We start from the raw sequence: 20,997 nt of genomic DNA, 5'->3' as shown, positions 1-20,997 counted from the left end.
AAAATACGAAATGACAAAAAATTACCATATTTTTTTTGAGACACCCATATTATAATAGCTGTAGGAAAAATTCGAAGGGAGTTTAGCGAATGGAATATTCTCATGAAGTAAATAGTATGTGCTGCGTAGCCAGCAATGCAAATCACGGCTGTGCCCCAATCCCTGAAGAGGGCAGATGGGTACAGGCAAAAGAAGTTAAAGACATTTCCGGTTTAACACACGGTGTAGGCTGGTGCGCCCCTCAGCAGGGTGCCTGTAAATTAACCTTAAATGTAAAGGACGGTATTATTCAGGAAGCCCTGATTGAAACCATCGGCTGCTCTGGTATGACACACTCTGCCGCGATGGCATCTGAAATCCTGCCGGGTAAAACAATTCTCGAAGCCCTGAATACAGACCTTGTCTGCGACGCCATCAACACCGCTATGCGCGAACTGTTTTTACAGATCGTTTATGGCCGTACTCAGACAGCTTTCTCTGAAGATGGTCTTCCGGTCGGTGCTGGCCTTGAAGACCTGGGTAAAGGCTTGAGAAGCCAGGTTGGTACCATGTATGGCACACTGGCCAAAGGCCCGCGTTACCTGGAAATGGCAGAAGGTTATGTCACGAAAGTCGCTTTAAACGAAAAAGACGAAATCATCGGTTACTCTTTCGTACAGCTCGGCAAAATGATGGAAAACATCAAAAAAGGCATGGACCCGAAAGAAGCCATGGATGCAGCTTCCGGCCAGTATGGACAGTTCGATGGTGCTGCTAAGTACATCGATCCGAGAAACGAATAGGAGGTTCTGAGATGCCATTATTTGAAAGTTATGAAAGAAGAATCGACAAAATCAATGAAGTCTTAAAAGCAAACGGCATTGCTTCTTTAGAGGAAGCAATGGCCATCTGCGATGAAAAAGGCATTGACGTTGCAGGTATCGTAAAGGGTATTCAGCCAATCTGTTTTGAAAATGCCTGCTGGGCTTATACACTTGGCGCCGCACTGGCCATCAAACGCGGTGCAAAAACAGCGGCTGACGCGGCTGAAATCGTCGGAGAAGGCTTACAGGCTTTCTGTATTCCGGGCTCTGTTGCTGAACAGCGTAAGGTTGGTTTAGGCCATGGTAACCTGGGCGCAATGCTGCTGCGTGAAGAAACCGATTGTTTCGCTTTCCTGGCTGGCCACGAATCCTTCGCTGCTGCTGAAGGTGCTATCGGGATTGCCAGAAATGCTAACAAGGTTCGCAAAAAACCATTGCGCGTTATCTTAAATGGCCTTGGCAAAGACGCGGCTCTGATTATTGCCCGCATCAACGGTTTTACCTATGTAAAAACCGATTATGACTATGCGACTGGTACTCTGAACATTGTGGAAAAAACCGCTTATTCGGACGGTGAACGCGCCGCGGTTAACTGCTACGGCTCTAACGACGTTCAGGAAGGTGTTGCCATCATGCACCATGAAGGCGTGAATGTTTCCATTACCGGGAACTCCACCAACCCGACCCGCTTCCAGCATCCGGTTGCCGGCACTTATAAAAAAGAAGCCCTTGAACAGGGTAAAAAATACTTCTCAGTTGCTTCCGGTGGCGGTACAGGACGTACCCTCCACCCAGATAACATGGCAGCTGGCCCTGCTTCCTACGGTATGACCGATACCATGGGACGTATGCACTCCGACGCTCAGTTCGCCGGTTCCTCTTCCGTTCCAGCCCATGTTGAAATGATGGGCCTGATCGGCATGGGTAACAACCCAATGGTTGGCGCTACCGTATCTGTAGCAGTTGCCATCGAGGAAGCCATGAAATAATCTCAAAACAGCTAAACTACGTGTCTATGCGGGTTTCAACAATTTTAAGAATAAGTAAAAATAAGTAAAAATGACATGATAAGACACAAATAAGACACGCGCAAGACACACACTTAAGACACAAATTAAGCCGTCCTTTTTCGGGGCGGCTTTTGTAATTTCTCAATTTAAATATTTCAAGTCTTCAAGGACGCGCTGAGGCCCATCGGTTTCTCCGTACACCTGTGGATCGTGTATAATGACAGTCCAACTTTTTTCGGTATTATCGAAAAGTAGTTCTGTTTCTTTCCCCTGCGTTTTCACGAAATACCGCAGTCCCGGGGTTCCACACTTTACCATACCCTTCCGGATGCTTAAAATCTCCTCAATTATAAATACCTCTTTCTCGACATGAAAAGCACAAGGGATGTATTTCCCCTTAATCTTTACCAAATCGACCTTTGCATTGCCATATTTTCGCCGCATAGTATCACCTCATAAAGAACGTTTGTATTTATATTATAGAACTTTTGTTTTATTTTTGCAATAAAAAAATAAAACTCCCGATCCGAAGACCGAGAGCTCTAAAAAAGGAAAAGTTAGTTGGGAGAGTAATTTGTATTTTAAAAAGTAAGAGGTATGTGTGTTTAAGATTATTTATACCCCCGCGGAGTGGGTTTTAAACCATCAAAAAAACCGCCTTAACCAATTCGTTAAAGGCGATTTTTCATCCAATAGACATTGGATATCTCCGAATTGTTTTTCAAGCCAAATTGTGCTATAATCTCACTCACAGGGGCATCCGGCCCTTGTGGCACTGGCACGGTCAAATCCAGTCCCAGAAATGGGGTGAGGCTTATGGATAGTAACCAATTGATCTTGGTTTTAATCCTGATCGGGTTCATTCTGGAGCTCATTAAAAATGGAAAAGACCGCTAGCCCTTCCACAGAATAGCGGTCTACTCTCATGTTGTATTGGGGCGGACCGTTGCCGGTGTCCCTGTTTCTTTTTCTATTATACCACATTTCCATCAAAATTCCTTAAGTTTTAAGCTTTTCACAAAAACAAAAAAGGCCGCCCTTCAAAATGGAGGACGGCCAAAACGGAATAGAAATGAAAAAAGATTCCGTTTATCTCTTTATTTATGTAAAAAATACAACACAAACCTTTAAAACAGCTTAAAAGTATAAATGTATCATCCAAATAGCAGTGCAAAGGTCTGTTCTCCGACAATCCCATCCGCGATTAATCCGTTGCTGGCCTGGAAGTCTTTGACCGCCTGGAACAACTGTGGTCCTGGGATACTGTCGAACTCGCCATGATAGAAGCCCAGCTCCGCCAGGCGTTTTTCGTAGGCCAGAATCTGATCTTCCGCTGGAGCCTGGGTCTGATCGCCAAAGAAACCGTCGACCGGCACCCCATAGGCACGCTGCCCGTTCATGACACCAAGGTTTGTTTCCGGTCCCTCCAGATTGTCGATCGGGGCTCCTGGGTTATAGTTGCAGATATTCATCCAATATTGAATGGTATCTACACCCCATGGTGCGGTTCTTGGGCCACTTGGTGCTGGCTGTGGTGGCGGCGTTACACCGGTGCCACCGCCCGCGTAGGCGTCCCAAGCCGCATGATCGCCATAGAACACATTTAAGTCTAAGCGGTCACCCCATCCTGACAGATAGCCGCCAGAAGTGTACTGTAACATGGCAGCATCCGCCCAATAAGAAATGGGATACATGGGCGCATCCGGCCAGTAGCCATCACAGCTGTCGGTACTGTAGTAGGCCACCCACAAACCATAGTCTCCCGCTACAACGGCGGACCAGTCCCATTCGTTTACCACGGAGCCTGACATGTAAATCATGGGCTTAATGCCTGTTCGCGCCTGTACTCTGTCCAAGAATTCTTTGGCGTATCCCGGCCCGCGAGTCACCGCGTGGGTTTCCCAATCTAAAACCAGAACCGCTTCCCCGATATAGCCTTGAATATTATCCACGAAATAATCCGCTTCAGCGATCCCGGAGCTGTTCCCATCCGCAAAGTGGTACACGCCCAGCTTCTTACCGGCCGCTTTGGCCTGCTGGTAAGCGCGGTCACAGTCACCATTCACATAGTCAAGCCCTTCCGTGGCTTTTACAATCACAAAATCCGCAGGGATGGCAGCAGTATCTATGCCCCTCTGCCACGCGCTTATATCAATTCCGTTTAACATCTTATTTGTCCTCCTTCTTTTTCAAAACGTCCTGAGCCGTTTCCTGAATACTTGTTTTTGCCATTGTTACCCCGCTATCCGCTGTCTTTGGTGTTGTTGGGTCTACTAATACACCCCAAGCCACTAAAAGCATTAAGATCGTATTCACAGCGTCCTGGATCGGGCCAAAGTCGATAGTTAACCCAAACAGCGGCGCGATGCTCTGCCCAAAAACAACCAGAGCCGACAACATGCCGGCCCAGAATGGTAAACTCTTTAATCGTATTTTCCAGTTAATGTTCATTTTTTATTACGTCCTCTCTAATTTCTAAATCTAACACACGTTCATACAGTTCTTTAGCGGTCCCATTGCCGCCCATCTCCTGGTAGGGTTCGTAAAGATGTTCCAAATTCTTTAAATCTGATATACACACCCATCCTCTGGAGATAAAAAAATGGCAGGCCTGATAGATCCGGTCATGCAAAATGCTTTGTATTCCCTCTTCCATGAGCTCGATGCGTTTCGTCTGTTCCCTAACCATTTTGCGGATCGGCTTTGTAAATATCCAGATTGCAGTAAGCCCGCCGACAATTTCGACAAGCAATCTAAAATAATCCATCCAATATGTGGACCTCCTTTTCTCTTTTGACCTACACTTCTTCTTCCAGCATAAACTCAAGGGCCTGGAATACTTCCAGGCTCAGATCATGGGTGGCGGTTTCTAAAATGGCTTCTGGAACAGTGTGGACCGGTACGTCATTTTCAATGCTTAGAAGGTCAATGAGTTCTTTCTGGTAAGCATCGCCGCCATCCGGGTATTCTTCCTGAAGCTTGGTGAATTCCTCGAAGTAGCAATCATATTCCTTAATAAAGGTCTTTCTGTTTTTATTTAGAGCATATGAAGCCTTTGCAGGCAAACGCACGTCGATGATCTCACTGATCTGGTTGATATGGTTGATGATTTCCTGGTTGGTCATTTTTACAGTATTCATTATTCTGTAACCTCCTGACTATTGTTTTTCTCTGCGATCATTTCATCCTGAACGCTGTATGCATAAGTTTCAAAGTCCGCCTGGTCTTTCATGGCCTGCACCCGATTGGCTTTATACTGGGCCTGGTTTAAAATAGAACGCCCCATATCCATTGTTTCGGGGGCGTCACTGTTGATATTGGCATAAAACTGACAGATACGGTCATCTCCGACTTTTGAATACTCATTGATATTGATGGTTTTTGTTCTTCCGTCTAACATTTTAATTTTCCTCCTGGTTTAATAATTGTTTTTGAACGTTATAAACATATGCTGTAAATTCAGATTCGTCCTTTAAAACCTGCTCTTGATTTTGATAATATCGTGTTGAATCGAATACTTTTCTGCCAACATCAAGGTCATAAGGACTATTTTTGTTTAGAACTGCGTGAAACTCGCAGATGTCTTCTAAATCAATCCGCGAAAACTCAGTAATGAATATTTTAATACTTTTTCCTGACAGTATGACAAACCCCTCCTTTATGCTACATAGTAAAACGCGGTATATGAAATATCCGGAAGATTGCTTTGTCCCCAGGCCTGGACCGTTCCATTCGGGTTTATGCGAATCTGGCTCAAGCCCTGGTTCCCGTTATTGCCAGAGTATGTCAGGGTTAAACTTGGCCGATAGCCTGCTGGTAAAGTTAATACTGTTACCCAAGGACCCGCTGTGATGTTGCCTGACAGGGTAAAGGCTAAAAAGCAAAATTTCCCCATCGCATTGTAGACAATTTTGTTCATATACCCCGATAATTTTGTAAAGCCGCTTGCTGGTGTAAAGTCCACTTCTTCGGTACAACCAAACCCTTGAACATACGGGCTTTGTCCTGTATTCATTGTAATGCCTGCAACTGCCGCGGTACTTCCTGGTGCCATTAACGATAACGACTTTGTGTTTTCAGAACGCACTGCCTGTAGAAATGGGTATAGCCCCACATCCATTGTCGTTGAACAGGTAGTTGCCCCTAAATAGCCTGTACTTAATAAAAGCTGTTGGGTTCCACCGACAAAGGTTCCATCATAGGCCTGATGTGATACCCACCCTTTTGCCTTGAACTGAATGCGTCCAATCTCGGCGGCACTCGCATTTTTAATCGTGACCGTCTGCGTTCCTTGCATTGAAAGATTCCCAGTCATAGCAACGTTTCCGGCACTGTCCACCTTGAAATTCTTGGTGTCAATGGTGCCATTAGAAAGATCTATCTTGGTTCCAGCACTGTTGGCAACGTAGTTTTTACTGGTGATGGCTGTTCCATAGAACTTATCGGCTGTAATAGCACCGGCCGCAATTTTGTCCGCGGTAATCTGCCCGGCCGCGATCTTAGCGGCGGTGACGGCACCAGCTGCCAGCTGTGTCGCTGTGATGGCATTGGCCGCGATCTGGGCTGCGGTGATGGTCCCTGCGGCAATCTTATCGGCCGTGACAGCGCCCGCCGCCAACTTATCCGCTGTCACTGCGCCTGCCGCCAGTTTGTCCGCATTGATGGAACCCGCGGCAATGGTTCCCGCGGTAACCGCATTGGCGGCAATTTTGCCAGCAATGACCGAGTTAGCTGCCAGTTTATCTGCATTGACCGCGCCAGTGGCAATGGTCGAAGCCGTCACCGCATTTGCTGCGATTTTACCAGCGATGACCGACCCTGCCGCCAGTTTTTCGGCTGTTATGCTTTCGGCGCCGATTCTTGCCGCCGCTAAGGTGCCCGTTGTGATCTTGCCCGCGTCTAAGTTCGCAATTAACGCATTCGTAATGGTGGCATTCGCAATGGCGTTTGTTCCAAACTGCGAAGCTGTCCATTTACTGCCGTCCCAACGGTAAATCCTATTTCCATCATCGGTATCAAACCAGGTGTCCCCGGTTTTTCGCCCCGTTGTCGGCGGCTGTGCGGTCTGGTAGAAGACGGTATTTTTGCCGTCCGCGCTGGTCTGGGCGGTGGCCGCTGCCTTTTTCGCCTGATCCGCAAGCGTATAGGCGCTGTCGGCTTTTGTCTGGGCGGCCGCCGCATTCTGTTTCGCTGTATCGGCGGTGCTCTGTGCCGAAGCAGCTGCCTGAGCCGCTGCGTTAGCCTTGTTTTGAGCTGTTGTGACCGCTTCCTGTGCGGCGGCGATTTCTTCCTCTGTGGCATCCACTCTGCCCGTAACCGCTGCCAGATTTTTTTCAGCGGCTTCCAGGTCTTTGGCGGCCTGGTCTGCGGCTGTCTGTGCCGCGCTGGCATTGCTCTGTGCTGTCTGTGCATCCTTCGCGGCCTGATCGGCTGCGGTTTTGGCTGCCGCCGCATTGGCTAAAGCGGTACTGGCGTTGCTGCCTGCCGTCGTGATGCTGCTGTTTACGGCATCCGACAGGGCGCCTGAACCAAAAGGACTGGCAGACCATTTTGTCCCGTCCCAGACATAAGCCTTATAGCCGTTGGCGGTGTCAAACCAGGTGTCACCCTTTTTATTTCCGGTTAATCCGGGCTGGGTATTCTGATAATAAATCTTATTCTTGCCATCGGCAGTGGTCTGTGCATTATTGGCGGTATCCACCGCCCCATTAATCATTCCAGACACCGTACTGGATAATTTATCCAGATCAATGGCTCCGGGTGCGATCTGCACCCCATTGATGGTGCCCACCGTGATATTCGCCGCATTCAGGTTCACAACCTCAATCTGGGCAGCGTCCAGCCGTCCTGCGGTGATCTTATTCGCTGTTAAGCCGACGATTTTTGCGTCCGTGATGCTGCCGTCTGCGATCTGCGTGGTGCCGATGACCCCTGTGCCGATCATAGCGGTAGTAATGCACCCATTCTTAATGTTGGCGAGGTCAATGTCCGCCTTGCCAATAAGAGCAGTGTCGATTTCTGCGACATCGGCTTTTAAGTTTTCAATGTCCGCTGTTACCGCAGAAAGGTCTCCAATCTCTGCCACGTCTGCTTTTAGTTTTTTAATATCTGCTTCCGTCACAGTCAGCTTATTTGTGATCGTTACATTTTCAGCTTCTAAATCACCAACTCGTGCTACCGCTGCGGAAGCTTCGCCAAGCGCTATATCCGCGGTATCTTTCGCGTCATTCGCTGTGCTATTGGCCGAACTGGCGGTTGTGTTAGCTGTGTTGAGACCTGTGGCCAACGTCGGTGTTGTGTAGGTTATTCGATCATCGGACCAACTGCATTTGTACCGGCTCCAGATGTATTTTCCAGGCTCCCAAGCCGGGCAAACCGCCTGCCACCTTCCGCCGGTTGGCGTGGTATCTGATGTTGACAAGTAGAACTGTTCTTCAATCGCAGTTGCGGAAACACCCTGCTCGCCCCCCGTTCCGTCAAGGACATGTGTGATGGTTACTTCTGCGCTTGTGAGCATGCTGCCTTCTTTATTTTTGGCCGCAAGCTTATACACGGCTTTGCCAATGACGTCTGTCGCGGTGATTGTAATTGAAGGGGTGGTGACCGCCGTCTGGGGTGCATCTGCCCGAACCCAGGTTACTTCAACGGCGGATGTTACATCCACATTGCCTTTTAGCACGCGTGCGGTCAAGGTCGTCTCGCCTTCGCCGTTTCGGAATACCGTCCCGTTATCGCTCAAAATTTCTGCGGTATAGGGTAGCGCCTCCTGAATCAGCTGATCAAGACGCCCCGTAATATCCGTTGAAAGTTTGTTCTCCAGAGCCTTGAAATTGGAAAAGACATTTTTATTCTTTGTTGGATCTGAAAAAGAAACCTCTTGTTCGCTGACCCGCGCCTCCAAAAGCAGTGTTGGCGTAAACTTGTCATCATGGATTTTAACGGTATCGCCAATTTCCAACGTGCGGCTACCATCCACTTCGTAAGTAATTGCTGGTACGCTGATCTCCTTAAGCTTTGCCAGCGCTTGACCATAGAGTGTGTTGATATTGTCGGTCTCATAATTCCAGCGATAGAGAATCCATCGATCATTTTTCCCTGAAATCTGTGCTGGGTATTCTTCTGCCGTCTGAGGAGCGTAGAGATAAGGTTGCCCACTGTGTGTGTAATACAAAACTCGGCCATCCGCGTCGTATTCGGTCTTTTCAACCGTCGTGATGCTCAGGCCGTCTTTTCCCTGCGGATAAATAGCGCTATATAGGTTGGTTTTATCAATTGTTCGGCGGATCGCCTCAATCTCTTTGCCATAGTATAGCGTTACATCCTGCCGGCGAGTTCCTACCCCTTGATGGGTATCGTCATGTTTTTTATAGATATTTAGCACAATACGCTTGAGGGTGCCATCGCGGTTAAGCTCTGTGATAAACTCACATTCCGCGTCAAATTTATTTACAAGCGACAAAAGTCTGGACAGCTTTGAATCCGTCCCCTCCCATTCTAATGTTCTGCTATACTCTGCAACTTCATTGAAGCCGATAACCAGATCAGAATAAAACTTTCCTCCAATCAGCGTCTCATTGTTAAAATAATCAACAAACTTTCCCGGACCATTTGCTTTAAAGGGTGCGGCCTGCTCGTTGAGAAGCTCAAGGTTCAGATTTTCACAATAACAGGCTAAATCCTCCTCTGTTTCCTCGGTCCGCATGATATTAAACAGGTAGTCCTGCCCTTCGTATTGAAAGGAGACATAGTTCTTTTCCGTTAAGTATTGAAGCGCCGCATTGCCTGTTTTCGGAACCGAAAAATCAAAGGTGCTGGTGGCTTCCGTCAGATAGCGGTGCCAGACATCATCAAAAAAGTGAAGTGCCCCCGGCTTCTCGTTGTCAATAAAAGCAACGCGCTGCAAGGTCTTATCGTGAATACTGATTAACATAACCTACAACCACCTCTTTCTATACTCAACTGTGATTTCAGGCGGTTCTTTGCACCAGCTGGAAGTGTAAAATTCAATGTCGGTTTCCCCGGGCGGCAGCGGGTAAAAAGCACTACCGGTCACCATCTCATCGTTTCTGGGAAGTCCGCGAACCGTGATGCTGTCGCTCTCGCAGTCAACCACCACCTCGCTGCCGGCAGAATACCGGTTTGGTATATCTTTATAGGCCTCGACATTATTTTTATCAGCATAAAAATTACCCACCTTATTGATAGACATATATTTCTCTGAATCCCCCCAATCCCCTAAAACAACATAAATGTAGGTTACTTTTTTATTTTCGATTTCAGGAACGTTAATCGAATAATAACTGCCATAGTAATGAAATCTTAATTTGCTTCCTTCTTTTAATAGATCGCATTCACCGTGGTTAACCCGAAACGGATTTTCCACATAAACACTTGGCGTAAACAAAATATCTTTAAACTCTCCATCAGGAACCCAGGTGATTACATGCGCCGTGTTTCCTACCTTATCCGATTTGTACATTCCATACCCGGCAATTAACTTGTCACTCTCATCCGTTAGCAGTACTTGTTGGAGTCCTGTTTGTCCCATTAATCCTGTTACAAAATAAGACCGCCACCAACAATAAAAGTTTTTTGCTCCGACTTCCCCCCTTGAATCTTCTGGCAGCATTGCTCGATAGCACCCGCCATGCCATTGTCTGCCGGACCCTTTATTGTTAAGTGACAGCCATTCATCTTCCTCCAACGTTAGTGACCCATTAAGCAAAATTGATTCATTTTCGGGATTTTGTCCGGTATACGCACTAAAGCTGTAGAACCCTGTCAAAAGCCTTTCACTTCTATCATAAGGCGTTGTATCCGCCTCCTCGATATTGCCCATCTCGAAGGCCCCTCCGGTGTGCACGATGCCGATATAGCCGTTCTCCGCCTTGTGTTTGATTCGATAAACTGGATAAACAGAGCCGCTACCGTCGTTGTTAACATGCGCTACCAACTTGCCCTCTTCCATCTTCGCTTGAACGGTGGTGATTAAGTCAGACTCAAGGTAAGGGTCTGCGCAGTAAAATTCGATCTCGCCAACCACGCTAAGACAGCCAGAATCCGGGGAATCAATCCGAGATAAGGTTCCCGTATAATGGGCGTTTGGTTCATCAGCAAAACGGAGCTTGTGGTTATCGCCACTACAAAAGGCTTTGAGTTTTCGGTAGCGTGCTATAAAGTTACGAGCTGTATAGGCTTCGAGTTTATAGCGTATGATAATGGTGCGGCCTGCTTGGCGTTTTCCGTAGTATTCCATACCATCCATCCCAATAGGACGGTCTTCATCGGAAATGCTATACTCCAAGGACTCACGGCCGGAAACAGAGAGTGTTTTATATCCCTCAACAGCGTCTTCAATATAGACACCATCAAGAGAGATGGCTTCATCACTTGCATTTCTTGCATCATACATCCGTCAATACACCTCCTATCCGATTTCTACGTTTTTCGTCAAAATCATTTTTTTCCTTTGAATACTTTGCAGTGCCATATCCAACCTTCCGACCATCAAGAATTGCCTCCACAACCGCCTGTACCACAATCGGCCTTTTGGCTTCCTCTTTGGGCAGCTGTTCCGCGCTCGCAAGGGCACTCTTGCCGCGGAGCATTGATTGGCGAGGGACCACCGACACGGCCATTTCACCATCAAAGCGCGTAGACATAAGATCATCGGTTAAGCTTGATAGCGTCTTTTCTACGGCCGGAAATCCTTTCTGTAACCCTTTTGCAAGGGATTGCATGATCCACGCCCCATTGGGAACAAGAAGTGCCAAGTCGTAGGCTTTCGGTCCTTTGTGTTCAGCAATCCATGATCCGATGCCAGAAACAAAGTCTTTAACACCCTCAAAGGCGCTCACAAGCCCGTTTTTCAGGCCTTCGATTATGTTAGCGCCAGCGTCAAGCAGCCATGAACCGGCGTCTGAAAAAAAGCCCTTGATCTTGCCCGGCAATCCGCCGACAAATTCAATCACGATATTGGTTGCATTGGATGCGCCTGTTGATAAAGCGTTCCATATACTTGAGAAAAACCCTACGATTCCATCCCATAGACTTCGGATTGTGTCCCCTGCCCTTATAAAGAAGTCACTGATACTGGAAACGAGCGACTCAAAACCCAATGACACAACGCCCCAAAGCCATTGAAAAAAACCAACAAGGGCAGAAAAGCCCTCGGTAAGACCTGTCCAGAATGCTTGTATCTTATCAAAAATTGCCCTCCAGACCGCAGCCCATATTTGTTGCATCGCAACAAGGGCCGGCCCAAGAATGTTTCCGATCCATGTCACGATCTGTACAATCCAGGCGACAACCTGAGAAAGAATTGGCAGAATAACATTTAGACCATCTACAATAACACCGAAGATAATCTCAATGAGTGGGCCAAGTGTGTTACCAAGCATTTCCAGCAATGGTCCTATGGTTTCGGATATTTTCCCAAAAGACTCCGCAATTGTATCTCCAAGACCCGCCACGGAAATTGTATCGAAAAGGTCGGCAAAAAAATCAACGACATTTGTCACGGCTTCGATCAGGCCGTCAAAAAAATTCATGAATGCAGGGCCGATGTTGTTGATGATTGGTTCAAAGGCCAATTTAGCAGATTCATAAAGTCTTCCAAAAGCGTCACCAAGTCCGCTTTCTTTTACTCTTTTAACCATTTCGACAACAACATCGCTAACCCCTTTTATGACACCGTTAATTCCTGCGAAAGCCTTACCGATGGTATCTTGGCCAATGGCGTCAAGCACGTTGGCAATCCCACGGGTTACAGCGGTTTTCATATTTTGCAGCTGCGTCCCGATGCCGCCTGTAGCGCTTTTAGCTTGTTCTTCAAACGACGCAAAGGCGCCCGTTCCCTCTGTGTTTAGCTTCATAATCATATCCATAAATTCATCCATGGATATGGTCCCGGTTCGCAATCCTTCTCCCAATTCGTCCGCACTCATGCCCATAGCCTGTGCCACTTGATTGAGTTGAGCAGGCATAGCGGTTTGAAGCGAACGCCATTCTTCCATGTCCATTTTCCCTTTGGCATAGGATTGTGAAAGCTGCTCCATTGCTGCGCTTTGGATCTCAGTGGATGCGCCCCCCGCCAACAATGCGTTGTTGAGTGCCAAAAACATATCCGTTGATTTGCCGACATCATTGTTTTTAGACGTAAATCTCTGAACGCTTGACGCCGCGGCATCAATGCTGGTGGGCAAACCGGTAAGCTTATCGCTCATTTTTGTAATAGCCGCCTGGGAAGCTTCAGCGCTAATGCCCATGTTCGACATGACTTTTGGGAAGTTGTTCATGATGTCCGTACGTTTAATCGCAGCGTCCATAGACGCAGAGATGGCATTCATGGCTTTAGATACAACCGCACCGACCGCACCAGCGACAGCAAAGCCACCAAGGAATCCAGTACCCGTCTTTTTCCCTATAGCGTTTCCCTCGCTGGTCGTATCTATCCCCCCGAGCTGTTTGGTAATACTTGCCTGCGCCCCCTTAAGCGAGGGAATTAAAGTAATATAAGCCGACGCTAACTCAGTTGCCATTCTCCGTCACCCTCTTTCTGTGTAATATTTCTTGGCACTCCTCAACGGTTTTTCCTTCGCCTTTTGCTTCGGTTTTCCGCATTTCACCTGGCCGCGCGACGCACTCCGGTTGGTTGCGCCCATTCATGCCATCCACAGTTGTAGACCAAAAAAAATAAGACAAGGTGTCCGCAATCCTTGCCAGCAAATGGTGCTCCACGTCCCAGGACAGCCTCTGATCCACAGCGCTCATACATCGCGATCTTAGTGGTAACATTGCTGCCAAATCGGCTGCCTCAGCGATTGACACTGTACAGCCGATGTCATCCGCGCTTATGTGATAATATTGCCTAAAATCGGCTCGTAACTCTGCGGGGTACCTTCTCATAAAAGTTGCGAGCCAAATCAGTTTTTTGCGCCTAATTCCTCCAGGACAGCGCCAAACCATTCCGACATTTTTTCAATGCTCAGTGTTTCATTATCGCCCTTTAATTCCGTTTTGATGCGGGTGTAATCATCCCCAAAAAGCTTCCTGAAAAGCGGAATAATCGCCAACGCATCACCTGCCTGCATGTCCGACATTGCCTCAATTGTTTCGATATCTTCTAACCTGGCCTTGGAAATCGAAACTTCTACGCCGTCCACTTTCACTTTATTAATATCATGAATTTTTTGTTCAGCCATTTTATCTCCTATTTCGCGCTTGCAATGTATTCATACGCGGTATTTCCGTCGCTGTCTGGTGCAGCCGATACTGTAATCTCGTAACCAATGGGCTCATTATCCTTGTAAACAACATCGCCCATTTCGATCACTTTGCCGACCGGCACGACAATTCGCTTTATTCTGTTTCCGGTGAGGATAACCTCCATAACGTACACATAAACGGACTTTTCTTTGCTGTTATGTTTAATGGACAAGCTCCCGGATTCAGGTTCCTCCGTGACATTCCCAGAACCGTAGGCCTGCTCCAATGAGGTCTTGTTTGTTTCGATCATCTTAAAAGCAAAGGTTTCCTCGCGCGATGTCTGTGTGTTTAACACAGTATCACCACCCCATGCTTTTACAGGTTCTGAATCAGTCGTGACAGCATTGGTAACGCCATCCTCGCTGATATATCCAACACATTTGTATATTTCCGCTAACGGAGTCGCCGCGTCAGTTGGCACAGCTGCTCCTGAAGGTGCCACGAAAATTGCACCAGTCGCCAGCGGTTTCCCAACAGATACGTTTTTTGTTTCATTTCCCATGTCTTTTTTCTCCTTATGTTGTTACTAAATCCACTACCAATTGGTAACGGGCCGACCCGGATTCTAAGTCCGGAAAATTGTAAATCGTATTGATAGACACTTTACAAATATCTTTTTCACTTGCCATTTGCACCATCGCATCCTTTACAGAGTATGCGAGTTCTGATGCATCAAGGCGTTTCTTGCTCCATGCCTGGATGGCCACGGTTGGACGGTCGATAACATAGTTATCAAGGCCCCCTCCCGTACGCTCTACTGTTAAAAAGCTCTCTGGGCGCGTTGCTGGAACGTTCGCGTACGTCTGGAAGCCTCTTTTGTTTAAATATGCGATAATTCTTGTTTCAATGTTCATTTGCCAGCTCCCATTGCTTTTAGCAGCGTGTTGTTTTTGGCGTTCGACCGAATCGATACAATATCCGTTGTTTTAACCATAGCATGGGCCCGGTTTTTTCCGGTCTTCACATCAGCCGAATAGGTGCCTTTTCCCATAGTTTCTGCGCTTTGCTTCATACCATTTGCACGGCGCAGCAAGTCAGTTTGTACACTACTGGCGTTAAGCACGGCCCTTGCACCAGCACTGTTTATTTTTACTTTTACATTGTTAGCCATCGCAGCGTTTCACCTCCACAGGATAATTCCAGTCACCTGGCGTATTTTCCGGAGTGTAGTAGGTCGGATTTCCGATAACTTCCATCCACTCACCCCGAACCTTAAAGCGACAACCTCTAAATACATACCGCTCATAACCTTTTGGGATATGCAGCTTATACTCTGCGATATCCCCATCGGGGCGGTTAGAAACACTTGATAAGTTGTCTGTGGCCCCGGGCTCAACAAGCACGTTTTCAATGTCTTCTGTCACTGCAACCACAGAAGGATCCCCCATGGCATCTGGTGGCCCTTCCGCGTATATTTCAAGAGTTACTTTTTCACCGGTGATCATCTAATGCCTCCAATTGCTGGCGAGATGCTCCCCGTGCGTTGAGCGCCAATACCTATCAGCTTTTTTTCGGCCAACGTCATATAGATGTCCCCAGTTGGGTTGACATAAGTCTGAGATTCTGAGTAACTCCCTGCCGTCTGCGCAAAGGTTGAAACAGGCGGTAGATCAATCGGAGACAGCATCGCCCGCTTAACCATCTCACAGTTAATCCCAACCAGCGCATCGCTTTGCAAGTCATTCTCAGGGTCGATCTCAACCCCACTTTGCTCACAAAGAAGCGCTATTTTTGTGGCGGCATCGGACAACAGCATCTCGGCCCGTTCCTTTTCGACGTCTGACAAAGGACGCCATCGTCTCTCCAAGTCCACTAATGTTGCGAACGCGACCATGCTTCTACCTCCTATTTTTCATCCGTTTCTTTAGCTTTTGTCTTTTTGACAGCTTTAGGATTGTCTTTTATGATTGCATATCCTAATTTCAAAAAATTTTCAACACTGTCTGGGTTAACCAAAACCGTTTGACCAGTAATCGGACACATCATCGGGGTCATATTGTGCCCCCTTTTTATGCGTCTTTGTCGGTCAGCTTAACAAAGGCAGTGGTATCCGCCAGTCTAAAGCCGAGCTCAATTTCGGCGCGAACCGCAAACATATTCTGCTGGAATAAGTTGATTGTGTTTTCCCCATCGGTCAAAGTCGCCTGATCAGAGATCGCAATTTGTACGCCTTCGACCGTTCCATATACCGCTTTCGTCCAGTCGCCAGCATAACCAATCGTATTAGCCCCATCACTGGCGCCCGCCAAATAAGCTGCCTTTACAACCTGCACGGGATTACCAAGAAGAACCGGGATGCCGCCGTCGGCCACGCTGTTAATAAACAGTGGTCGTCCATTGCCATCCTTCGCGCTAAGCAGGATGCTCTTAGCCTGCGGGGAGATTGCATAACCGCCAATCACATGCCCTTCCGCAGACACCGCGGCGTCTGCTGCCACAAGTCCAGCCCAAGGGTCAGTTTTAATGTTGACGGATGTCACGTCACTTAATTGGTCGAAGTCGCTCCCGGGCTTTGTGGTACCACCAAACACGGTGCTGTCAAAAGTTTTTGCCAATGCATAGGGCAGGCGTCGGATTAACTCAGCGTAAAGTGCGCTGACATCACGTCGAAACTGGTTGCTAAAAGGTTCGATGACTGCAATAGTGTAAGGCGCCAATGTTTTGGTTCCCAGTGTATGTCTGGATACGGGTTTCTTATCCGTTTCCCCTACCCAGGCAGCCGTAGGCTCGCCCGTAATTGTCTGAATTTTAATCCCAGGGCCCGGTAATTCAATTTTTCGGGCCAACTGCATAACCGCAGAGCTTTCTAAAACCTTCCCCCAGATTTCAGTGGATACTGCTTCCGGCAACGCAACGCCGGTGGTTTTTCTGTTCATATCAATTGCCATGTTTTCTTTACCTCATTTCTACAATTTGTCGCCGAGTGCCTCGGCAAATAAATCCGCTGTTGTTGCGGTTTTGTGCTTTGGTTTTTGCCCGTCGCTTGGCACGACCGGAGCTGTTGGTTGTTCACCAATAAAAGCTTTCAGTTCATCAGCGTGGGCCATTAATTCTTCTTTTGTGCTGCCCCGCAGCAAATTAGCCGGAACCCCCGATGTGTCGGAGACTTCTTTTGCCCATCCTACCAGCTGCTCTCGTTGCTTATAAGCAGCGTTTTCTTTTTCCGCGTTTTCGAGGCGTTCATTTAACTTTTGCATCTCGGTCTTTTGGCTCTCTTCAAAAGCATCATACTTTTCCGCTTTCTCCTTATAAACCTCAAAACCTTCATACTTTTTGCGCTCCCTGGCAACGCGTGCGCCGATAATTTTGTCTAAATCTTCCTGGGACCTTATGGGCTCAAAAGTATTTTCTTGATGGTTGCTTTCGGTGGATTCAGTCCCATTAATCAATTCTTCACTCATTTTATCTCCTATCCCGCTTTTTGGCGTATCGGTGATTTCCGCTCACCGCGGCGTAAATTATAATAAAAAAGAGCTATTAAGCTCTATATAAACTGTTTTATTTGACGTTGTAGTCTTTTCGCATTTGCGCAAGTATATCCTTTGTGGTATTCGCATCCTTATCTGCCTTATCTGCCTCTTCGACCCTTTTCCTTGATTCGAGGTACTGATCTTGCAGAGATTCGGGGTCATACCCTTCTACATCCTCCACTCCCGCAATGATCTGGCAATCGCAGTCGTTGTGAAACTGCATCATCTCTCCGGCTGTCTGTTTAGAAACATACACAAACCCCCGGCTGGCCAGCATCATGCAAAAAGCGCAGGTCTTTGCCCCAGCGGGAACCCGCGCAAACTTCACTTTGTTTTTTCTTGCATTGTCAATCATTGTTTGATGCGCATGGTTTTTCGTTTGCCGCGAATATTTTTATTCACCTCCGGCAGTGGGTCAGCGCCCAGCGCGTCGTATCGATTTGCCGCAATCGCATACCGAATTGGTTCGGTCTAAGCTATCAAGGTCAATCCATTCCGACGCCAGCGCGTTACTGATGCCGGTCTGCTTCTCGAAGAACTCAGCGGCGTTCAGAGAAGCCGCGCCGCCGTATTGGCGTATCAGCCCCTCCGCAACGTCAAAGATCATGTCTTTGTACGGCCAATAATTGCCGTCTTTTATGTTCAGCGTTTTTAAAAACCGACTAAATTTCTCCGACGCTTCCCCCGCCAGCTTAATAGTGGTTTGCCCGTAGCTTTCCAGTTCTCTACTACTCAGTATTATCTTCACCCCGTTACCGTTACCGCTCGCCATAAGCGCTTCAAGCGCCTTTCGGGACTGGAACTTTCGTTTATCGCTTAAGAGCCTTGTAATCTGGCTTTCTGTGTATCCGAGCTCCTCTAATGCCACCTGGCTTTCGGCAATCCACGGAATCGCGGACACCTGCTTAATAATTGCATCGGATTGGCTAACGACCGATGGAATCGCCGGGTTTCTAAAGCGTGGCTGCATTTTCTTTGCGTTATCCGGCAGGGCGTCGATGGTTGTATTCGCCGATATCGCCGCCACCAGCAAACCGATATTTCTTAAGGCTGCCCCGTTTGTTTCGTTTAGACCTTCCGCCTCGATGATCAAATCCTCTTTTGCGGCATAGATCGCTTCTGCTGACGCCGGGTTATCGTGTATCACGCCCAGCGATGATATCGGAATGCCTGTTTCTCCGGCAAATTGGGCGGCCAAATTTTCGCATGTATCCATGTGTGGCTGCATGGAAGCCTGGGGCAATTGCCCAAAACTCGGGAATATCCCCGTCCTCGTCCTTCGATACCGCGAAGATACTTCCGATGTACGCCCTCCCACTTCGAAATTTTCCTTAAAGAGCTGCGGATCTGCCCCCAAAAGATACCTTTTGCGGGCTTTGTGAAAAATTCGGATGATACCTCGGTTCTTACAGCCGTACGGATAGCGCTGTCTGTGATTGACATCACCGCCCGGCTCACCCGGCTTTTTCCGAAAGGCCTGTCAAGTGACGGCCTGTAAACCATGGGCTCCATTAGTGGCCGCCCCTGCTTGTGGGGCTTGTAGTCCGCATCCCACGTGTTGCCATTTCTGCTTATCTCAATGATTGCGCTATTCGTGTACAGGTTTATCTGGGTCGGCTCTCTCGTTTTTGGGTCGACGTCAACAATCGTCAGCCCGCTTTTTATTTTCTTCCGGCGGCTGTCCCACAGCGCGGCGGCTGTTTCGGCATCGTAAGCCGACATCACCACCGGCGGATCGCCCGCACCACCTTTAGACACCGTAATAAAAGAGCACGAATGGATTAATTCGCTGGTTGTCGCCTGCCTGTAGAGCACCGGGAATTATTTTGTTTTAAAATATCGTTGATGCCGTAGTCGTCCGCTTCGTCTGGCAGTACAAACCCATCAAAGCGGCTTCTGGCAGATAACATATCGACCGCTTTCGCTGGCAGCCAAGCGCGCACTCCATTTTTTTTAGCACTGGCGGTACCCGCGATGCCCAAGTCCTTGAGCTTATTTTTCTGGGTCGTAGTATTTCTTTTTTAGCTGGTTTCTCCCCAGTTTCCACTGCCACACTTCGATAGCTCGCTAAACGCCGTCTGGTCTTGCGGCAATAGCCCGCGAATGTTTCCGGCTTAAAATTAAAAATGCTGTTCATCGGCACCCATTTTTCCGTCATATCAACACCTGCTTTCTTTGTGGGTTTCGTTTGGTGGTGCACACCGACCAATAAGCCAGTGCCGCCGCCTCTATTAGCGTGCTGTCCTACTTGCTTGCTGCCAAAAGCCCACCCGCCATTGCTTCCGATCAATCTTTTTTCGCTCATTAACGCTGATTCATTCAGGGCGGGCTGGTTGAAGTGCGTCACCTCGCCCTCCCGGATCGCGTTTAGTAACATGCTGGCCGCAGCCACAACGTCGCCGGACTTTCGGGATTGGTGATCGCCCCTTTGGCGGTAATGCCACCTCTCTTAGCCTTTCGACAAGTACCATCGACGCGTTGAGCCCGTCAATCGCGATAGTGGCCGCTTTGGTTTTTTCGCTTAATCAACCAGTCTGCCAACCAAGAGATGCCGCCCGCCATGGAACGATTTTCGATGATTTCCACATGCGTCAGTCCCTTTTTGTGGCTTTAATGCCACGGCCAGAGACACCGTTGCGCCATCGGCCGAAAATTTAACGCATAGGCCAGCTTTCCATCTTTCGCCGGGCTTTCGGTCGCACATTTTCCCATTCCTTACGGTCAATCACGGCGGCAAACTGGTATTTTGGCAGCCAGTACCCAAGGCGCCCCTGCGCGAAGGATACTTCGTTCATGGTCGAAATTTCCGCCCGGACAACGTCCACATCTAGGCGAATGCCAAGCGACGGGTTTGTGTCATACCATCTCTTTTCATCGCGGGTGTCCCCGACGCTCTCAACGCTCCATTCATTCCATGATACGTCCTTTTCTTCTTCGGTCAATGCCCCTTCCCGGATATGGCGAATACGTCCCCAGATGTTTCTGGCCCCGGCGGTGTGCCGGTAAAGATAAATTGCGGGTTCTTAAGGGGGAGCTGGACGCGGTCGCCATGATAGCTTTTAGTTGTGTATCCGTAAGCTCCTGAGCCTCATCGAACGATGACCACATCGACTGTAAAACCACGCCGCGAGGACTTGGTTCGCGTCGAAAAATAATCCCCGCGCCATTCTTAAAGAAGATGGCCTCTTTTCCCGCTGCCCGCCGAACCGACGACACCCTGGCATTTAGTTCCGGATATTTGCACTCTGGATCATCTTTTTTTTCGCCAAAGAAGTGTTGGACACGGTCAAACAGTTGCGTGACCGTTGAATAATCGTGCGCAGTATAAAGTATTTTCTCGCCCCGAAACAGGGTTCCAAAAATTAATCCGGCTTTCCAAAAGTGCCGTTTTGCCGTTTTGCCTTGGACAGGACAGTCCATTTCGAATATGCACCCATTTTCCACTCA

General features: G+C 48.1%; 25 protein-coding genes and 1 pseudogene. 2 read left to right on the top strand and 24 right to left on the bottom strand.

The window, feature by feature from the left end:
- Positions 1–89 precede the first annotated feature (89 nt).
- Both B2M23_RS11400 and B2M23_RS11395 read left to right on the top strand, forming a co-directional pair.
- Complete coding sequence (locus tag B2M23_RS11400; RefSeq protein ID WP_038352273.1) at positions 90–782, top strand: iron-sulfur cluster assembly scaffold protein; 693 nt, start codon at positions 90–92, stop codon at positions 780–782.
- 11 nt (positions 783–793) lie between these two features.
- Complete coding sequence (locus tag B2M23_RS11395) at positions 794–1,792, top strand: GGGtGRT protein (protein ID WP_038352274.1); 999 nt, start codon at positions 794–796, stop codon at positions 1,790–1,792.
- A gap of 162 nt (positions 1,793–1,954) precedes the next feature.
- On the opposite strand, the gene B2M23_RS11390 is transcribed toward B2M23_RS11395, so the two are convergent.
- The 24 genes and pseudogenes from B2M23_RS11390 to B2M23_RS11275 all read right to left on the bottom strand — a co-directional run bounded on the left by B2M23_RS11390 (position 1,955) and on the right by B2M23_RS11275 (position 20,994).
- On the bottom strand, positions 1,955–2,257 hold the full coding sequence (locus B2M23_RS11390) for a hypothetical protein (RefSeq protein ID WP_038352275.1): 303 nt from the start codon (positions 2,255–2,257) through the stop codon (positions 1,955–1,957).
- A 710-nt stretch (positions 2,258–2,967) separates the two neighbouring features.
- Positions 2,968–3,981: a GH25 family lysozyme gene (locus B2M23_RS11385; RefSeq protein WP_052237233.1), complete on the bottom strand. Its 1,014-nt coding sequence runs from the start codon at positions 3,979–3,981 to the stop codon at positions 2,968–2,970.
- A gap of 1 nt (position 3,982) precedes the next feature.
- Positions 3,983–4,264 (bottom strand): phage holin, encoded by a 282-nt coding sequence (locus tag B2M23_RS11380; RefSeq protein ID WP_052237234.1) that lies wholly within the window; start codon positions 4,262–4,264, stop codon positions 3,983–3,985.
- Positions 4,254–4,580 (bottom strand): hypothetical protein, encoded by a 327-nt coding sequence (locus tag B2M23_RS11375; protein ID WP_052237235.1) that lies wholly within the window; start codon positions 4,578–4,580, stop codon positions 4,254–4,256. The genes B2M23_RS11380 and B2M23_RS11375 overlap by 11 nt, the downstream gene beginning before the upstream one ends.
- Before the next feature lie 31 nt (positions 4,581–4,611).
- Positions 4,612–4,953: a hypothetical protein gene (locus B2M23_RS11370; protein ID WP_038352277.1), complete on the bottom strand. Its 342-nt coding sequence runs from the start codon at positions 4,951–4,953 to the stop codon at positions 4,612–4,614.
- Positions 4,953–5,213 (bottom strand): hypothetical protein, encoded by a 261-nt coding sequence (locus tag B2M23_RS11365; protein WP_038352278.1) that lies wholly within the window; start codon positions 5,211–5,213, stop codon positions 4,953–4,955. The genes B2M23_RS11370 and B2M23_RS11365 overlap by 1 nt, the downstream gene beginning before the upstream one ends.
- Positions 5,214–5,471: 258 nt before the next feature.
- The gene (locus B2M23_RS11360) at positions 5,472–9,743 is read right to left on the bottom strand and encodes a phage tail spike protein (RefSeq protein ID WP_052237485.1); all 4,272 of its coding nucleotides are present in this window, start codon (positions 9,741–9,743) and stop codon (positions 5,472–5,474) included.
- 3 nt (positions 9,744–9,746) lie between these two features.
- Positions 9,747–11,225, bottom strand: a complete 1,479-nt coding sequence (locus B2M23_RS11355; protein WP_038354086.1) for a distal tail protein Dit — start codon at positions 11,223–11,225, stop codon at positions 9,747–9,749.
- Positions 11,218–13,353 carry a tape measure protein gene (locus B2M23_RS11350; protein ID WP_052237486.1) on the bottom strand — a complete coding sequence of 712 codons (2,136 nt, stop codon included), beginning with the start codon at positions 13,351–13,353 and terminating at the stop codon, positions 11,218–11,220. Before B2M23_RS11350 ends, B2M23_RS11355 begins: the two co-directional genes overlap by 8 nt.
- A complete protein-coding gene (locus B2M23_RS21800; protein ID WP_423240880.1) occupies positions 13,343–13,585 on the bottom strand; it encodes a DUF5361 domain-containing protein in 243 nt (80 codons plus the stop codon). The genes B2M23_RS11350 and B2M23_RS21800 overlap by 11 nt, the downstream gene beginning before the upstream one ends.
- A 152-nt stretch (positions 13,586–13,737) precedes the next feature.
- Complete coding sequence (locus B2M23_RS11340) at positions 13,738–14,016, bottom strand: hypothetical protein (RefSeq protein WP_038354088.1); 279 nt, start codon at positions 14,014–14,016, stop codon at positions 13,738–13,740.
- An 8-nt stretch (positions 14,017–14,024) separates the two neighbouring features.
- Complete coding sequence (locus B2M23_RS11335; RefSeq protein ID WP_038354089.1) at positions 14,025–14,582, bottom strand: phage tail tube protein; 558 nt, start codon at positions 14,580–14,582, stop codon at positions 14,025–14,027.
- 13 nt (positions 14,583–14,595) lie between these two features.
- Positions 14,596–14,934 carry a hypothetical protein gene (locus tag B2M23_RS11330; RefSeq protein WP_052237487.1) on the bottom strand — a complete coding sequence of 113 codons (339 nt, stop codon included), beginning with the start codon at positions 14,932–14,934 and terminating at the stop codon, positions 14,596–14,598.
- Positions 14,931–15,191 (bottom strand): hypothetical protein, encoded by a 261-nt coding sequence (locus tag B2M23_RS11325; RefSeq protein ID WP_038354090.1) that lies wholly within the window; start codon positions 15,189–15,191, stop codon positions 14,931–14,933. The genes B2M23_RS11330 and B2M23_RS11325 overlap by 4 nt, the downstream gene beginning before the upstream one ends.
- Positions 15,184–15,525, bottom strand: coding sequence for a hypothetical protein (locus tag B2M23_RS11320; RefSeq protein ID WP_038354091.1), 342 nt, complete (start codon positions 15,523–15,525; stop codon positions 15,184–15,186). The genes B2M23_RS11325 and B2M23_RS11320 overlap by 8 nt, the downstream gene beginning before the upstream one ends.
- Positions 15,522–15,914 (bottom strand): Gp19/Gp15/Gp42 family protein, encoded by a 393-nt coding sequence (locus B2M23_RS11315; protein ID WP_038354092.1) that lies wholly within the window; start codon positions 15,912–15,914, stop codon positions 15,522–15,524. Before B2M23_RS11315 ends, B2M23_RS11320 begins: the two co-directional genes overlap by 4 nt.
- An 11-nt stretch (positions 15,915–15,925) precedes the next feature.
- Entirely contained in the window at positions 15,926–16,075 is a 150-nt protein-coding gene (locus tag B2M23_RS21215; RefSeq protein ID WP_167617707.1) for a hypothetical protein, read from the bottom strand.
- Between the two features lie 14 nt (positions 16,076–16,089).
- Positions 16,090–16,968 (bottom strand): phage major capsid protein, encoded by an 879-nt coding sequence (locus B2M23_RS11310; RefSeq protein ID WP_038354093.1) that lies wholly within the window; start codon positions 16,966–16,968, stop codon positions 16,090–16,092.
- Between the two features lie 18 nt (positions 16,969–16,986).
- Positions 16,987–17,481, bottom strand: coding sequence for a DUF4355 domain-containing protein (locus B2M23_RS11305; protein ID WP_052237488.1), 495 nt, complete (start codon positions 17,479–17,481; stop codon positions 16,987–16,989).
- Positions 17,482–17,578: 97 nt separating this feature from the next.
- Positions 17,579–17,926: pseudogene (locus tag B2M23_RS11300) on the bottom strand (VG15 protein); the annotation flags it as partial.
- A 39-nt stretch (positions 17,927–17,965) separates the two neighbouring features.
- Entirely contained in the window at positions 17,966–18,766 is an 801-nt protein-coding gene (locus B2M23_RS11295; protein ID WP_167617875.1) for a phage portal protein, read from the bottom strand.
- A gap of 615 nt (positions 18,767–19,381) precedes the next feature.
- On the bottom strand, positions 19,382–19,927 hold the full coding sequence (locus B2M23_RS11285; RefSeq protein ID WP_152025450.1) for a hypothetical protein: 546 nt from the start codon (positions 19,925–19,927) through the stop codon (positions 19,382–19,384).
- 277 nt (positions 19,928–20,204) lie between these two features.
- A complete protein-coding gene (locus B2M23_RS11280; RefSeq protein WP_081571195.1) occupies positions 20,205–20,492 on the bottom strand; it encodes a hypothetical protein in 288 nt (95 codons plus the stop codon).
- Positions 20,458–20,994: a hypothetical protein gene (locus B2M23_RS11275; RefSeq protein WP_081571194.1), complete on the bottom strand. Its 537-nt coding sequence runs from the start codon at positions 20,992–20,994 to the stop codon at positions 20,458–20,460. Before B2M23_RS11275 ends, B2M23_RS11280 begins: the two co-directional genes overlap by 35 nt.
- Between the last annotated feature and the right edge of the window lie 3 nt (positions 20,995–20,997).

The organism is Eubacterium limosum (assembly GCF_000807675.2).
GTDB classification, from domain to species: domain Bacteria; phylum Bacillota; class Clostridia; order Eubacteriales; family Eubacteriaceae; genus Eubacterium; species Eubacterium limosum.
Note: the sequence above shows the minus strand (reverse complement) of the source record. Positions and strands in the feature narration are given on the sequence as shown.

Excerpts from the sequence above, each read along its gene's own strand:
- B2M23_RS11400 (WP_038352273.1), top strand. The coding sequence starts at position 90 with ATGGAATATTCTCATGAAGTAAATAGTATGTGCTGCGTAGCCAGCAAT.
- B2M23_RS11395 (WP_038352274.1), top strand. The coding sequence starts at position 794 with ATGCCATTATTTGAAAGTTATGAAAGAAGAATCGACAAAATCAATGAA.
- B2M23_RS11390 (WP_038352275.1), bottom strand. The coding sequence starts at position 2,257 with ATGCGGCGAAAATATGGCAATGCAAAGGTCGATTTGGTAAAGATTAAG.
- B2M23_RS11385 (WP_052237233.1), bottom strand. The coding sequence starts at position 3,981 with ATGTTAAACGGAATTGATATAAGCGCGTGGCAGAGGGGCATAGATACT.
- B2M23_RS11380 (WP_052237234.1), bottom strand. The coding sequence starts at position 4,264 with ATGAACATTAACTGGAAAATACGATTAAAGAGTTTACCATTCTGGGCC.
- B2M23_RS11375 (WP_052237235.1), bottom strand. The coding sequence starts at position 4,580 with ATGGATTATTTTAGATTGCTTGTCGAAATTGTCGGCGGGCTTACTGCA.
- B2M23_RS11370 (WP_038352277.1), bottom strand. The coding sequence starts at position 4,953 with ATGAATACTGTAAAAATGACCAACCAGGAAATCATCAACCATATCAAC.
- B2M23_RS11365 (WP_038352278.1), bottom strand. The coding sequence starts at position 5,213 with ATGTTAGACGGAAGAACAAAAACCATCAATATCAATGAGTATTCAAAA.
- B2M23_RS11360 (WP_052237485.1), bottom strand. The coding sequence starts at position 9,743 with ATGTTAATCAGTATTCACGATAAGACCTTGCAGCGCGTTGCTTTTATT.
- B2M23_RS11355 (WP_038354086.1), bottom strand. The coding sequence starts at position 11,225 with ATGTATGATGCAAGAAATGCAAGTGATGAAGCCATCTCTCTTGATGGT.
- B2M23_RS11350 (WP_052237486.1), bottom strand. The coding sequence starts at position 13,353 with ATGGCAACTGAGTTAGCGTCGGCTTATATTACTTTAATTCCCTCGCTT.
- B2M23_RS21800 (WP_423240880.1), bottom strand. The coding sequence starts at position 13,585 with ATGAGCGCTGTGGATCAGAGGCTGTCCTGGGACGTGGAGCACCATTTG.
- B2M23_RS11340 (WP_038354088.1), bottom strand. The coding sequence starts at position 14,016 with ATGGCTGAACAAAAAATTCATGATATTAATAAAGTGAAAGTGGACGGC.
- B2M23_RS11335 (WP_038354089.1), bottom strand. The coding sequence starts at position 14,582 with ATGGGAAATGAAACAAAAAACGTATCTGTTGGGAAACCGCTGGCGACT.
- B2M23_RS11330 (WP_052237487.1), bottom strand. The coding sequence starts at position 14,934 with ATGAACATTGAAACAAGAATTATCGCATATTTAAACAAAAGAGGCTTC.
- B2M23_RS11325 (WP_038354090.1), bottom strand. The coding sequence starts at position 15,191 with ATGGCTAACAATGTAAAAGTAAAAATAAACAGTGCTGGTGCAAGGGCC.
- B2M23_RS11320 (WP_038354091.1), bottom strand. The coding sequence starts at position 15,525 with ATGATCACCGGTGAAAAAGTAACTCTTGAAATATACGCGGAAGGGCCA.
- B2M23_RS11315 (WP_038354092.1), bottom strand. The coding sequence starts at position 15,914 with ATGGTCGCGTTCGCAACATTAGTGGACTTGGAGAGACGATGGCGTCCT.
- B2M23_RS21215 (WP_167617707.1), bottom strand. The coding sequence starts at position 16,075 with ATGACCCCGATGATGTGTCCGATTACTGGTCAAACGGTTTTGGTTAAC.
- B2M23_RS11310 (WP_038354093.1), bottom strand. The coding sequence starts at position 16,968 with ATGGCAATTGATATGAACAGAAAAACCACCGGCGTTGCGTTGCCGGAA.
- B2M23_RS11305 (WP_052237488.1), bottom strand. The coding sequence starts at position 17,481 with ATGAGTGAAGAATTGATTAATGGGACTGAATCCACCGAAAGCAACCAT.
- B2M23_RS11295 (WP_167617875.1), bottom strand. The coding sequence starts at position 18,766 with ATGGATACATGCGAAAATTTGGCCGCCCAATTTGCCGGAGAAACAGGC.
- B2M23_RS11285 (WP_152025450.1), bottom strand. The coding sequence starts at position 19,927 with ATGTTACTAAACGCGATCCGGGAGGGCGAGGTGACGCACTTCAACCAG.